The following is a 13128-nucleotide window of genomic DNA, read 5'->3' as shown; positions in this document are numbered from 1 at the left end:
AGCACGCCCGCCGACCGCACCGCCCCGGAGGACCGCCATGAGCCGACTCGACGTCGCCGACGCGACCTGGACGGGCGTCTCGCCGCGGTACGTCTGGCCCGAGGTGATCGGCTGGCTCGTCACGGGTCTCGTCGTGGCGGCGGCCACCCTGCCGCTGTGGTTCCTCGACTCGCTGTGGTGGCGCCTCCTGACGGCCGGGCTGGTCGTCGTGACCCTGCTCGTCTGCGCGTTCGTGCCGCGGCGCGTGCGGGCCATCGGCTACCAGCTGCGCGACGACGACCTGCTGCTGCGCAAGGGCATCCTGTTCACCCGCGTCGTCGCCGTGCCCTACGGCCGCATGCAGCTCATCGACATCAACCGCGGGCCGGTCGTGCGCGCCCTCGGGCTCAGCGACCTCAAGTTCGTGACGGCGGCCGCGTCGTCGGCCGTGACCATCCCCGGGGTGCCCGAGGCCGAGGCGGAGGCGCTGCGCGACCGCCTGGTCGAGCTCGCCGAGTCGAGGCGGGCGGGGCTGTGACCGACGTCGGGCCGCCGGCTCCGGGGCCGGCCGATCCCGCTGATCCTGCTGGACCCGCTGGACCCGCTGGACCCGCTGGCCCCGCCGGTCCGCCGGCCCCCGCCGAGGTCGCGGCCCTCACCGACGGCGAGTGGCACCGGCTGCACCCGGCGACGCCCCTGCTCCGCGGCGGCACCGCGCTGATCGTCGCCCTCGGCATCATCGTCTACAACGCGCGCGACTGGGTCGTGCAGCTCGTCGCCGGCATCGTCAGCGGGCGCCGCGGGGGCGACGACGGCGACCCGTTCGGCTACGTCGTCGACCACGGCCTGCTCGGCTGGGTGCTGCTCGGGCTCGTCGTCGTCGTGGCCGTGCTCTCGACCTTCTTCTGGCTGGCCTGGCGGATGAACACGTTCCGCGTCACCGAGGAGACGGTGGAGGTGCGCAGCGGCATCGTCTTCCGCACCGAGCGTCGGGCCCGCCTCGACCGGGTGCAGGGCATCGCCGTGCAGCGGCCCGTCCTCGCGCGGCTGTTCGGCGCCGCCAAGCTCGAGGTCAGCCAGGCGGGCGACGACGCCAACGTCAGCCTCGCGTACCTGCGCTCCGCCTCGGCCGACGACCTCCGACGCGAGATCCTGCGCCGCGCCTCCGGGGCCCAGCGCGCCGAGGGGGTCTCGCTGGCGAAGGGGCCGGCCGGGCGGCCGGGCTTCGTCGGCCTCGTCGAGCAGCGCGCCGCGGAGTTCCTCGCGGACGGCACCGAGGAGGCGCCTCCCGAGTCGGTCGTGCGGGTCGACCTCCGCAGGCTGGTCGGCTCGGTCGTGCTCAGCGGCTACACGCTGTTCATCGTCGCCGCCGCGATCGCCGTCGTCGTCACGGTGCGGCTGACGGGGGAGTGGTTCCTGCTCTTCGCGCTGCTGCCGGCCGTGCTCGGCTCAGGCGGCTACTACGTCAACCGGGTGTCGAAGTCGCTGCGGTACAGCATCGCCGGCACCCGTGACGGCATCCGCATCGGCTACGGCCTCTTCTCCACCACGAACGAGACGCTGCCGCCCGGGCGCATCCACTCGGTGCGCGTGAGCCAGCCGCTGCTCTGGCGGCCGTTCGGCTGGTGGGAGATCAGCATCAACCGCGCCTCGCGCTCGAGCGCGGCGGCGTCGTCGTCGACGGGGCAGCAGGGCGCGAGCGTGCTGCTGCCGGTGGGCGACGAGGGCGACGTGCGCCGGGTGCTCGAGCTCGTGCTGCCCGAGCTGGTCGGGCTCGCGGCGGCGGCGGAGGCCGACGCGGACGGGGCGCCGACGGTGGTCGCCGACGGCCCGGCAGGGCCCGCTGCGGCGGCCTCGCCCCCCGACGACCTGCGCGCCGCGGCCGACGAGCACGCCTCGCACACGCTGCGGCTCGTCGAGGACGGCCTCACGTCGCGCGGCTCCGACGGCGGCTTCACGACGTCGCCGCGTCGGGCCGCGGTGCTGCGCTGGTTCTCGTGGCGGCGCAACGGCTTCCGGGCGGCGCCCGGCGCGCTGCTGCTGCGGAAGGGCGCGATCTGGCGTGAGCTGATCATCGTGCCCCTGCCCCGGGTGCAGAGCGTGAGCCTGCACCAGGGACCGCTGCTGCGGCGGCTCCGCCTCGCCGCCGTGCACCTGCACACGGTCGCCGGGCCGATCACCGCCCAGATCGGCGCCCTCGACGAGGCCGACGCCCTGGCCTTCTTCACCGGAGCCGCCCGCGACGGCGTCGAGGCCGCCCGGGCCGACCGCACCCACCGCTGGCTCGCCGTCGCCTCGGCCGCCGAGCCCCCCGCCTCCCCGGGGCCTGCCGCCGCCTCGGCTCCTGCCACCGCTGCCGGCGTCGTGCCCGCCGCCTCCCCGGGCCCAGCCGTCCCTCCCGCTCCCGCCGCTCCCGCTCCCGCCGTTCCCGCTCCCGCCGTTCCCGCTCCCGCCGTTCCCGCTCCCGCCCCTCCTGCTCCTGCTCCTGCTCCTGCCCCTGCCCCTGCTCTCAAATTTGAGAGTGATCCGGTGGCGAGCGACCAGGCAGCCGCGGAGAACGGGCTCGCTGCGTCGGATCCCTCTCGGATTCCCCCCGAGGAGTCGCGGGTCGGGTCGCCGACGCCCGTCACGCCCCCGGACGCCCCGCCCGCATCCGCCCCGGCACCGCCACGCGCACCCGCCCCGGCACCGCCACGCGCACCCGCCCCGGCACCGGCCCCCGCACCAGCCCCGACGCCGGCCTCCGCACCCACCTCCGCCCCCGCCCGCCACCGAGAGGACGACCCCCGATGAGCCCCCAGCAGAGCGGACGCCTCGGCATCGGAGTCGTCGGCGCCGGCCGCGTCGGGCCCGTGCTCGGCGCCGCGCTCGCCGCGGCCGGCCACGCGATCGTCGGCATCTCGGCCGTCTCCGAGCGCAGCCGCGACCGCGCCGAGGCGATCCTGCCCGGTGCTCCGGTGCTGACCGTGCAGCAGATCGTCGAGCGCTCCGAGCTCGTGCTGCTCGCGGTGCCCGACGACCAGCTCGCCGACCTCGTCACGGGCCTGGCCGCGACCGGCGCCTGGCAGGCCGGCCAGCTCGTCGTGCACACGTCACCCGTGCACGGGCTCGAGGTGCTCCGCCCCGCGCTGCAGGCCGGGGCGATCCCGCTCGCCATCCACCCCGCCCTCACCTTCACCGGCACGACCATCGACCTGGTGCGGCTGCGCGAGGCGTACTGCGCGGTCACCGCGCCGGTGCCGGTGCAGCCGATCGGCCAGGCGCTCGTCGTCGAGATGGGCGCCGAGCCGGTGCTCGTCGCGGAGGCCGACCGGCCGCGCTACGCCGAGGCCGTCGCCACCGCGTCCGAGTTCTCGGCGGCGATCGTCACCCAGTCGGTCGGCATGCTCGCCGAGCTCGGCGTGCCCGACCCCGGTCGCGTGATCGCGCCGCTCGTCCGCTCGGCCATGGACCGCGCCCTCGCCGTCGCCGAGGGGTCGGTGGGCCCCGGTACCATCGACACTGCGCCGTTCGGGCGCCCGTCGGCCGACGACGGGCCGTCACCGCGGCACGGGGCGTGAGGTCCGGGCTCGACCCGCACCGCCCGCACCGCCTCCACCCCTCGTCCCCTGCAGGAGCCCCTCGCACATGACCGACGCCCCCGACACCAGCACCCCCACCGACGAGGCGGCCGCCGAGGCCGAGGCGGCCCGTGAGGCGTCGGAGCAGAAGCAGGTGCGCCTCGAGAAGCGCGCCCGCCTGCTCGAGTCGGGCCGCGAGGCCTACCCCGTGGGCGTGCCGGTGACCGACACGATCGCCGCCGTCCGTGCCCGCCACGCCGACCTCGAGCCCGGCGCCGAGACGGGCGACGTCGTCGGCCTGGCCGGCCGCGTCGTGCACGCGCGCAACACCGGCAAGCTCTGCTTCGCCGCGCTGCAGGCCGGCGACGGCACGCGCATCCAGGCGATGGTCTCGCTCGCGGCCGTCGGCGAGCAGGCGCTCGCCGACTGGAAGGAGCTCGTCGACCTCGGCGACCACGTCTTCGTGAAGGGCGAGGTCATCTCGTCGCGGCGGGGCGAGCTGTCGATCATGGTCGCCGAGTGGAGCATCGCCGCGAAGGCGATCCTGCCGCTGCCGAACCTGCACTCCGAGCTCAGCGAAGAGACGCGCGTGCGTCAGCGCTACCTCGACCTGATCGTGCGCGACCAGGCTCGCGTGACCGTGCGGGCCCGTGCCGCGGCCGTCTCGTCGCTGCGTCGCACCTTCGACTCGTACGAGTACCTCGAGGTCGAGACCCCGATGCTCCAGACGATGCACGGCGGCGCCGCGGCGCGTCCGTTCCAGACGCACAGCAACGCCTTCGACACCGAGCTCTTCCTCCGCATCGCGCCCGAGCTGTTCCTCAAGCGCGCGGTGGTCGGCGGCATCGACCGCGTCTTCGAGATCAACCGCAACTTCCGCAACGAGGGCGCCGACTCCACCCACTCGCCCGAGTTCGCGATGGTCGAGGCCTACCAGGCGTACGGCGACTACGAGCAGATGGCCCGCCTCACGCAGGAGCTCGTGCAGAACGCCGCGCACGCCGTGGCCGGCTCGCACCTCGTCACCCTCGCCGACGGCTCGGAGTACGACCTCGGCGGCGAGTGGGCCCGCGTGCCGATGTACGAGTCGCTCAGCGAGGCCGCCGGCCGCGAGATCACGCCCGAGACGACGGTCGCCGAGCTGCGGGAGCTCGCCGACTCGGTCGAGCTCGTCGTGCCGCACGAGACGCACGGCAAGCTGGTCGAGGAGCTCTGGGAGCACTTCGTCAAGCCGTCGCTCGACCGCCCCACCTTCGTCGTCGACTTCCCGGTCGACACGAGCCCGCTCGTGCGCCAGCACCGGTCGAAGGCCGGCGTGGTCGAGAAGTGGGACCTCTACGTGCGCGGCTTCGAGCTGGCGACGGCGTACTCGGAGCTCGTCGACCCGGTGATCCAGCGCGAGCGCTTCGTCGAGCAGGCCGCGCTGTCGGCCCGCGGCGACGCGGAGGCGATGCGCCTCGACGAGGACTTCCTCCGCGCGCTCGAGCACGGCATGCCGCCGAGCGGCGGCATGGGCATGGGCATCGACCGCCTGCTGATGGCGATCACCGGCCTCGGCATCCGCGAGACGATCCTCTTCCCGCTCGTCAAGTGAGGGAGGCGCGGGTCGGCTCGTGAGGGCCGGCCGCGGTACCCGGTGGACTCCCGGGCACCATCGCTTACCCTTGTGGAGTGCCTGAGACTTTCTGGGGAGCTGCGCTCTTCGCCGTGACCCCGACCATCGTCGTCGGGCTGATCTTCTGGTTCGCCGTCCGGTCGCTGCTCCGAGCCGACCGCACCGAGCGGACCGTCTACTCGCAGATCGAGGCGGAGGAGCGCGCCCGCGCCGAGGCCGAGGAGCGCTCCGGCCGCTGAGGCGCCGCTCCGAGCTTCGACGAGGTGACTCGTCCTGGGTCCTCTCCCTCGTGGAGGGGCCCGGACGGGTCACCTCGTTCGTCGTCGTCAGCCCACTACCCCTCCCGCGGCGACCCCGCCCGCGGCGGGCGGCGGCACGCCCGCGACCGCGCTCTCGACCCCCTGCTCACCCGGGTGGTCTCGGGGGGCTGAGGGGCGCCTCCCACGGGCCTCGGTGTCCCCCTCCCCGGGGCAGGGTCAGCCGGTCGCCGCGTACCCCGGCGCGTTCGGTGGACAGTCGCGCAGTGTTCGCTTGACACCCCGCGATCCGCGTGTTCATGGGGATGCGCGGGGGTCGCACCCAGGAAGCCGTACCCCGTGCGGCCCCGACCGGGCCTACACCCGCGATGTGCCCCGAGTCAAAGCCGCACCCCGTTCGTCCCCCGAAGCACTCGAAACCCTGTACGTGCCCTCCGAACAACCTTGTGAACTGCCTGAATGACACCAGTGTCATTTCGTGCTGGCACCAGACTCGAAGTACGCCGAAGAGCTTCACGAACTATTCGACACGACACCACGGTCTGAATTCGAGCAGGGAGAGAAACGATGACTACCGTCACCACGCGCAACACCACCACGGACACCACCGACGACACCGAGGTCGAGGTCCTCTCGCAGGTGCGAGGTGCCTCCACCGACCAGGTGGGCGACTACCTCCGCCACATCGGCCGCATGCCCCTCCTCGACGCCGCGGAGGAGACGGAGATCGCCCGCCGCATCGAGGTCGGCCTCTTCGCCGGCGAGAAGCTCAAGGAGCTCCAGGCCGCCGACGCCGTCAAGAAGGTCCGCACGAAGGCGCACGCCGAGACGATGCGCGACCTCCGCTGGCTGCAGCACGACGGCGAGCGTGCGAAGGACCGCATGATCACCGCGAACCTCCGCCTCGTCGTCAGCATCGCCAAGCGCTACACGCAGCGCGGCCTCCCCTTCATGGACGTCATCCAGGAGGGCAACCTCGGCCTGGTGCGCGCGGTCGAGAAGTTCGACTACACGCAGGGCTACAAGTTCTCGACCTACGCCACCTGGTGGATCCGTCAGGCCATCGCCCGCGGCCTCGCCGACAAGGCGCGTGCCATCCGCATCCCCGTGCACACGGTGGAGCGCATCAACCGCATCTCGCGCGCCGAGCGCGACCTGACCGTCGACCTGGGCCGTGCGCCCACCGTCGAGGAGGTCGCCGCCGAGGTCGCGATGGAGGTCGCCGACCTGGTCGAGCTCAAGTCGCGCTCGCACGAGCCCGTCTCGATCCACACCGTCGTCGGCGATGCGGAAGACAGCGAGCTGGGCGACTTCATCGAGGACGAGGAGACCCCGTCGCCGACGGCCGCCACCGAGAACTCGCTGCTGAACCGCGACATGCACGCCCTCGTGGCGACGCTGCCGGAGGACGAGGCCCGCGTGATCCGCATGCGCTTCGGCCTCGACGACGACCAGCCGATGACCCTCGACGAGATCAGCAAGCGCGTGCACAGCTCGCGCCAGGCCGTCTCGCGCGTCGAGAGCCGCGCCCGCCTGCGCATGTTCGCCAAGGCCGTCAGCCAGGACCTGCAGCTGTACCTGCAGTAGCCCGGCGGCAGCGTCCGCTGCACCTGCACCACCACGAGAGGGCCGCCTTCCCGCCCCGGGGAGGCGGCCCTCCGTCGTGTGCCGCCCCGCGCCTCCCCGGGGCCTCCGGGGTCAGGTCAGGTCAGGAGGCGGCGTCGCCCGCCTCGTCCTCGGCGTCGGCGCTCGCCACGACTTCCGCCGCCTCGGCCTCGAGCTGCGCCGCGGAGACGAGCCCGCCGCGGCGGTGCGCCGTCCGGGCCTTGAACTTGGCGCGGACGTCGCTCGGCACGAGCTCGAGCAGCTGGTCCTCGCGCAGAGGCAGGTCGAGCAGGCTGAGCTTCAGCCGCCCCTTCGTCGCGTGCCGCCCGGCGTCGAAGCGGATCACCTGCCCGGCCTCGCGCTGCAGCCGCATCGACACGACGCAGTCCTCGCTCACGTCGGCGACCACGCGGCCGTCGACCTCGAGCGCCGCCGAGCGGGTGCCCGCGCCGACCTGGAAGCGCAGGGCCTCGCCCGGCCCGAGCACCACCGAGCGGTCGATGCCCGACATCGGGGCGACCGGGGTGATGAGCGTCGCCGCGACGGCGGGCGACATGACCGGCCCGCCCGCGGCGTAGTTGTACGCGGTCGAGCCGGCGCTCGTGGCGACGATGATCGCGTCGGCCTTGTAGTGGCCGTAGGGCGTGCCGTCGACGACGAGGTCGGCGGTGACGACGCCCTCGCCCGGGCGGCGGGCGATCGAGACGTCGTTGAACGCGAGGAAGGTGTGCTCGTCGGTCGAGGTCGAGTGCACCACCTCGACGGCGTGGTGCGGCTCGAGCGAGAAGCGCTTCGCGGCGAGGCGCTCGAGCGCGTCGGGCAGGTCGGCGGGCTCGACCTCGACGAGGAAGCCCAGGTTGCCGTAGTTCACGCCGAGCACCGGCACGGGGCGGTCGGCCACGAGGCGCATCGCGCCGAGCATCGTGCCGTCGCCGCCGAGGGCGACCACGACGTCGACCCGGTCGCGGAACGACCGCTCGTCGACCAGCTCGACCGCGCCCGCGACCCGGTGCTCGTCGCTCTGCAGCGCGATCAGCAGCACGTCGCCCTTGCCGGGCAGGCCGTCCTGCTTCCAGGCGCAGAGGATCGCGACCGACTCGGCCACGGACTTGGTGGGGTGCGGCACGAGACCGACGGTGAAGGTGCCCATGGAGCGACCGTACCGGCGCCCTCCGACAGGTCGCTGCACCTCCGTCACGCCCCCAGCGAACAGGGGCTGCGAACCCCGGGGCCCGTGGTTACTCTCGACAACAGACACCGGTGCTGCCCCCAGTTGGCACCGACTGCATGAGCGGTGGCGCCACTCCCACCCCGCCACCGAGGGAGCAAGAGAAGATGTTCGAGAGATTCACCGACCGTGCCCGTCGCGTCGTCGTCCTCGCCCAGGAAGAGGCGAAGATGCTCAACCACAACTACATCGGTACCGAGCACATCCTGCTCGGGCTCATCCACGAGGGCGAGGGCGTCGCCGCCAAGGCCCTCGAGTCGCTGGGCATCTCGCTCGACGCCGTGCGCGAGCAGGTCCAGGACATCATCGGCCAGGGCCAGCAGCAGCCCACCGGTCACATCCCCTTCACGCCGCGCGCGAAGAAGGTCCTCGAGCTCAGCCTCCGCGAGGCCCTCCAGCTCGGCCACAACTACATCGGCACCGAGCACATCCTGCTCGGCCTGATCCGCGAGGGCGAGGGCGTCGCCGCCCAGGTCCTCGTGAAGCTCGGCGCCGACCTCAACCGGGTCCGCCAGCAGGTCATCCAGCTCCTGTCCGGCTACCAGGGCAAGGAGGCGGTGGCCGTGGGAGGCGAGCAGCAGCAGGGCACGCAGGGCGGCAGCCAGGTCCTCGACCAGTTCGGCCGCAACCTGACCCAGGCCGCGCGCGACAACAAGCTCGACCCGGTCATCGGTCGCGAGAAGGAGATGGAGCGGGTCATGCAGATCCTCTCCCGCCGCTCGAAGAACAACCCCGTGCTGATCGGCGAGCCCGGCGTCGGCAAGACCGCCGTCGTCGAGGGCCTCGCGCAGGCCATCGTCAAGGGCGAGGTGCCCGAGACCCTGAAGGACAAGCAGCTCTACTCGCTCGACCTGGGCTCGCTCATCGCCGGCAGCCGCTACCGCGGTGACTTCGAGGAGCGCCTGAAGAAGGTCACGAAGGAGATCCGCACGCGCGGCGACATCATCGTCTTCATCGACGAGATCCACACCCTCGTGGGTGCGGGCGCCGCCGAGGGCGCGATCGACGCCGCGTCGATCCTCAAGCCGCTGCTGGCCCGCGGCGAGCTGCAGACCATCGGCGCCACGACGCTCGACGAGTACCGCAAGCACTTCGAGAAGGACGCCGCCCTCGAGCGCCGCTTCCAGTCGGTGCAGGTCAACGAGCCGTCGCTGCCCCACACGATCAACATCCTCAAGGGCCTCCGCGACAAGTACGAGGCCTTCCACAAGGTGTCCATCACCGACGGCGCGATCGTCTCGGCGGCGAACCTCGCCGACCGCTACGTGAGCGACCGCTTCCTGCCCGACAAGGCCATCGACCTGATCGACGAGGCCGGCGCCCGCCTGCGCCTCTCGATCCTGTCGGCCCCGCCGGAGCTGCGCGAGTTCGACGACCGCATCGCCGGTGTGCGCGCCCAGAAGGAAGCCGCCATCGAGGACCAGGACTTCGAGAAGGCCGCCTCGCTCCGCGACGAGGAGAAGAAGCTGCTCGGTGAGCGCCTCCGCCTCGAGAAGCAGTGGCGCTCGGGCGAGGCCGGAGCCGGCGGCACCGTCGACGAGGGCATCATCGCCGAGGTGCTGGCCCAGGCGACGGGCATCCCCGTCTTCAAGCTCACCGAGGAGGAGACCTCGCGTCTCGTCTTCATGGAGCAGGCGCTGCACCAGCGCGTCATCGGTCAGGAGGAGGCCATCGCGGCGCTCTCCAAGACCATCCGCCGCACGCGTGCCGGCCTGAAGGACCCGAACCGCCCCTCCGGCTCGTTCATCTTCGCGGGGCCCACGGGCGTCGGCAAGACCGAGCTGGCCAAGGCGCTCGCCGAGTTCCTCTTCGACGACGAGGGCGCGCTGATCAGCCTCGACATGTCGGAGTTCGGCGAGAAGCACACCGTCTCGCGCCTCTTCGGTGCCCCTCCCGGGTTCGTCGGCTTCGAGGAGGGCGGCCAGCTCACCGAGAAGGTGCGTCGCAAGCCGTTCTCCGTGGTGCTGTTCGACGAGATCGAGAAGGCCCACCCCGACATCTTCAACAGCCTGCTGCAGGTGCTCGAGGAGGGTCGTCTGACCGACGGCCAGGGTCGTGTCGTCGACTTCAAGAACACGGTCATCATCATGACGACCAACCTCGGCTCGAAGGGCATCGCCGGCGGCCCCGTCGGCTTCCAGATCGAGGGCGACACCGCGACCGGCTACGACCGCATGCGCGCCAAGGTCAACGAGGAGCTCAAGAAGCACTTCAAGCCCGAGTTCCTCAACCGCGTGGACGACACCATCGTCTTCCCGCAGCTGTCGGGCCCCGAGCTGCTCCAGATCGTCGACCTGTTCGTCAAGCGCCTCAGCGAGCGTCTGCTCGACCGCGACATGACGGCCATGCTGACGGTGCCCGCCAAGGAGCGCCTCATCCAGGTCGGCTTCGACCCGGCCCTGGGTGCTCGCCCGCTGCGTCGTGCGATCCAGCACGAGGTGGAGGACCGCCTCTCTGAGCGCATCCTCACGGGCGACCTGACGGCCGGCGACCACGTCGTGGTCGACTACGTCGACGGCGAGTTCGTGTTCACCACGACCCGCCAGCAGGGCCGCGACGAGGTGCTCGTGCTCGAGAAGAGCGACGACTAGGCAGCACCCCGTGCGGGTCTCACCCGCAGTGACGCCCGAGGGCGGTCCGGCTCCGGCCGGGCCGCCCTCGGGCGTTCGTGCGTCCGCGTGCTCCGGTGGTCCGGTGCTCGCGCGGTGGGGTGCGGCGGGTCACCGTCCCCGCGGGCGGGTGGGCGCTGACCTGCCGTGACCGACGCCGGCCCGCCGACCCGCGCCTCCTCGGCTCTCCCCTCCCGCCGGAGGCGCGGGGCGCGTGGGTAGGCTGGCCCGATGACCTCCGCCGACCAGCACGGCATCACCGTGCGTGACGCCGTCGTCAGCGACGTGCCGCACATCCAGAGGCTCTGCGAGCCGTTCGTGCAGCGACGCATCCTGCTCGGCAAGGACCTCGTGACGCTCTACGGCGACGTGCAGGAGTTCCAGATCGCGGTCGGCCCCGACGGGGTGCCTGTCGGCTGTGGAGCGCTGCACGTCATGTGGGACGACCTGGCCGAGATCCGGACCCTCGCCCTCGACCCCGCGTGGATCCGCAAGGGAGTCGGCCACCGCCTCCTCGACGGCCTGGAGGAGGCGGCCCGTCGTCTCGAGATCGGTCGCCTGTTCTGCCTGACGTTCGAGGTCGACTTCTTCGAGAAGCACGACTACCTCAACGTCGGCGACGAGGGGCTCGTGCCGCCGGAGGTGTACGCGGAGCTCGTGCGGTCGACCGACGAGGGCGTCGCGGAGTTCCTCGACCTCGCGCGCGTGAAGCCGAACACGCTCGGCAACTCGCGCATGCTGAAGGCGCTGCCGCCGCGGCCGTAGGTCGGCGGCTCGGCGCGGGTGGCTCGCGGGGTTCGTCCGGCTCGTCCGGCTCGTCCGGCTCGAGGGCCGGCGGCTCGGCGCACGCTCGGCCCATTCTCAGCGCACACGCCGCTGCCCTCCCGGTCACGGCGGTGACCAGCGCTTAACCTCTGCTCATGTCGACGTTCATGGATCCGACCGGGCCGCAGCCGCCCTCGGTGTACTGGCGTCGGCGTGCGATGGTCGCCCTCGGTCTCGTCGTCGTCATCATCGTCATCGTGCTGATCGTCGTGCGACCCGGCTCCGGCGCCGCCGAGCCCGGCGCCGCCGCGACGAGCACGCCCCCGGCCGCCGCCGAGGAGACGACCGAGGCCTCGGCGCCCGCCACGGGCGCGGCTCCCGCCGCCGACGCGACCTCTCCGGCCACCGACGCGCCCGCCGCGGGCGACGACGCCACCTGCGCCGCGGGCGTCGTCGACCTCGTGCCGATCACCGACGCGGCGACGTACGCGTCGACGCAGCTGCCGCAGATCTCGATGTCGATCACGAACACCGGCTCGGTCGACTGCTCGCTCAACCTCGGGTCGAGCCAGCAGGCCCTCGTGGTCACGAGCGGCCAGGAGCAGTGGTGGTCGTCGAAGGACTGCCAGGTGAACCCGACCGACCAGGTCGTCACCATCCAGGCCGGCCAGACCCTGACCACGCCGGCGATCGCCTGGGACCGCACCCGCTCCACCCCCGACACCTGCGAGGGCACGCGCACCCCGGTTCCTGCGGGAGGCGCGACCTACCGTCTGACCGTCAGCGTCGGAGACATCGTCTCGGCCGACACCGCCCCCATGATCCTGAACTGAGCGCATGAACGATCCTTCTCCCCGTTCCGAGGCCCTCGAGCTGGCGCTGGCGTCGCAGGACGTCGCGGCCGTCGCGTTCGCCCTCCGTCACGACGTGGTCGTGGTGCCGAAGCTGGTGGCGCCTGCGGGTGCGGGTGCCGCGGGCGGTGCCGGTGCGGCGGGCGGTGCTGGTGCCGCGGGTGCGTCGGGCGCTGACGGAGGCTCGACGGCCGCTGGAGCCGAGGGAGGCGCGGACGAGTCCGCCGACGACGGTCCCGTCTTCGGGGCGGCCGAGCAGGTGCGCGTCTTCGGCCGCGAGAACACCGACAAGCGGATCCTGTTGCTCTTCTCGTCGGCCGACGCCTACGCGGCGATGGTGCCGGACGACCCGCACCGCGAGGTGATGCTCTACGACGCCGCCGCGCTGCGGGCCTTCCTCGACGTGCACCTCGACGTGCTCGAGCAGGTCTTCTTCGACATCGCCGGGCCGCACACCATGGCTGCGACCCCCGAGGACCTGCTCAAGGCCCTGCGCTAGCCGCCCGCCGTGGCGCGCGCCGTGCCGCACCACGTCTTCGCACCGGAACCACGCCGCGGCGTGGTTCGCGTGCGAGAACGTGGTGTCTCGCGGGTGGGGTCGGGCCGGGCCGGACCGGGACGGGCCGCGCGCAGCGTGCCGCCGCACCCCGTCTTCGCAC

General features: G+C 72.7%; 11 protein-coding genes. 10 read left to right on the top strand and 1 reads right to left on the bottom strand.

From position 1 onward, the window contains the following. The first annotated feature begins 37 nt into the window (after positions 1-37). The 6 genes from ASF82_RS13375 to ASF82_RS13350 all read left to right on the top strand — a co-directional run bounded on the left by ASF82_RS13375 (position 38) and on the right by ASF82_RS13350 (position 6998). Positions 38-517: a PH domain-containing protein gene (locus ASF82_RS13375; RefSeq protein WP_056057930.1), complete on the top strand. Its 480-nt coding sequence runs from the start codon at positions 38-40 to the stop codon at positions 515-517. Further along, positions 514-2772, top strand: a complete 2259-nt coding sequence (locus ASF82_RS13370; RefSeq protein ID WP_056057928.1) for a PH domain-containing protein — start codon at positions 514-516, stop codon at positions 2770-2772. Before ASF82_RS13375 ends, ASF82_RS13370 begins: the two co-directional genes overlap by 4 nt. Beyond that, entirely contained in the window at positions 2769-3539 is a 771-nt protein-coding gene (locus tag ASF82_RS13365; protein ID WP_056057925.1) for a Rossmann-like and DUF2520 domain-containing protein, read from the top strand. Before ASF82_RS13370 ends, ASF82_RS13365 begins: the two co-directional genes overlap by 4 nt. 67 nt (positions 3540-3606) lie before the next feature. Further along, on the top strand, positions 3607-5133 hold the full coding sequence (gene lysS / locus ASF82_RS13360) for a lysine--tRNA ligase (RefSeq protein WP_056057923.1): 1527 nt from the start codon (positions 3607-3609) through the stop codon (positions 5131-5133). Between the two features lie 77 nt (positions 5134-5210). After that, positions 5211-5393: a hypothetical protein gene (locus ASF82_RS13355; RefSeq protein WP_056057920.1), complete on the top strand. Its 183-nt coding sequence runs from the start codon at positions 5211-5213 to the stop codon at positions 5391-5393. A gap of 585 nt (positions 5394-5978) precedes the next feature. Beyond that, positions 5979-6998 carry a sigma-70 family RNA polymerase sigma factor gene (locus ASF82_RS13350; protein WP_056057917.1) on the top strand — a complete coding sequence of 340 codons (1020 nt, stop codon included), beginning with the start codon at positions 5979-5981 and terminating at the stop codon, positions 6996-6998. Positions 6999-7119: 121 nt separating this feature from the next. Here the strand turns inward: ASF82_RS13350 and ASF82_RS13345 are convergent, their stop codons facing one another. Further along, entirely contained in the window at positions 7120-8166 is a 1047-nt protein-coding gene (locus ASF82_RS13345) for an NAD(+)/NADH kinase (protein ID WP_082514638.1), read from the bottom strand. Between the two features lie 185 nt (positions 8167-8351). On the opposite strand from ASF82_RS13345, the gene ASF82_RS13340 reads away from it, so the two are divergent. The 4 genes from ASF82_RS13340 (at position 8352) to ASF82_RS15630 (ending at position 12968) form a co-directional block, all read left to right on the top strand. Next, positions 8352-10835, top strand: coding sequence for an ATP-dependent Clp protease ATP-binding subunit (locus ASF82_RS13340; RefSeq protein WP_056057913.1), 2484 nt, complete (start codon positions 8352-8354; stop codon positions 10833-10835). A gap of 249 nt (positions 10836-11084) precedes the next feature. Beyond that, positions 11085-11618: an amino-acid N-acetyltransferase gene (locus tag ASF82_RS13335; protein WP_056057910.1), complete on the top strand. Its 534-nt coding sequence runs from the start codon at positions 11085-11087 to the stop codon at positions 11616-11618. Positions 11619-11773: 155 nt separating this feature from the next. Further along, positions 11774-12451 carry a hypothetical protein gene (locus ASF82_RS13330; protein ID WP_156370147.1) on the top strand — a complete coding sequence of 226 codons (678 nt, stop codon included), beginning with the start codon at positions 11774-11776 and terminating at the stop codon, positions 12449-12451. A 4-nt stretch (positions 12452-12455) separates the two neighbouring features. Next, complete coding sequence (locus ASF82_RS15630) at positions 12456-12968, top strand: hypothetical protein (RefSeq protein WP_056057904.1); 513 nt, start codon at positions 12456-12458, stop codon at positions 12966-12968. Positions 12969-13128 lie beyond the last annotated feature (160 nt).

Origin of the sequence: Frigoribacterium sp. Leaf164 (assembly GCF_001423665.1) — a bacterium.
Taxonomy (GTDB): domain Bacteria; phylum Actinomycetota; class Actinomycetes; order Actinomycetales; family Microbacteriaceae; genus Frigoribacterium; species Frigoribacterium endophyticum.
Note: the sequence above shows the minus strand (reverse complement) of the source record. Positions and strands in the feature narration are given on the sequence as shown.

Bases quoted from the DNA above. Each gene is read 5' to 3' on its own strand.
- ASF82_RS13375 (WP_056057930.1), top strand. From the start codon at position 38: ATGAGCCGACTCGACGTCGCCGACGCGACCTGGACGGGCGTCTCGCCG.
- ASF82_RS13365 (WP_056057925.1), top strand. From the start codon at position 2,769: ATGAGCCCCCAGCAGAGCGGACGCCTCGGCATCGGAGTCGTCGGCGCC.
- lysS (WP_056057923.1), top strand. From the start codon at position 3,607: ATGACCGACGCCCCCGACACCAGCACCCCCACCGACGAGGCGGCCGCC.
- ASF82_RS13350 (WP_056057917.1), top strand. From the start codon at position 5,979: ATGACTACCGTCACCACGCGCAACACCACCACGGACACCACCGACGAC.
- ASF82_RS13345 (WP_082514638.1), bottom strand. From the start codon at position 8,166: ATGGGCACCTTCACCGTCGGTCTCGTGCCGCACCCCACCAAGTCCGTG.
- ASF82_RS13340 (WP_056057913.1), top strand. From the start codon at position 8,352: ATGTTCGAGAGATTCACCGACCGTGCCCGTCGCGTCGTCGTCCTCGCC.
- ASF82_RS13335 (WP_056057910.1), top strand. From the start codon at position 11,085: ATGACCTCCGCCGACCAGCACGGCATCACCGTGCGTGACGCCGTCGTC.
- ASF82_RS13330 (WP_156370147.1), top strand. From the start codon at position 11,774: ATGTCGACGTTCATGGATCCGACCGGGCCGCAGCCGCCCTCGGTGTAC.
- ASF82_RS15630 (WP_056057904.1), top strand. From the start codon at position 12,456: ATGAACGATCCTTCTCCCCGTTCCGAGGCCCTCGAGCTGGCGCTGGCG.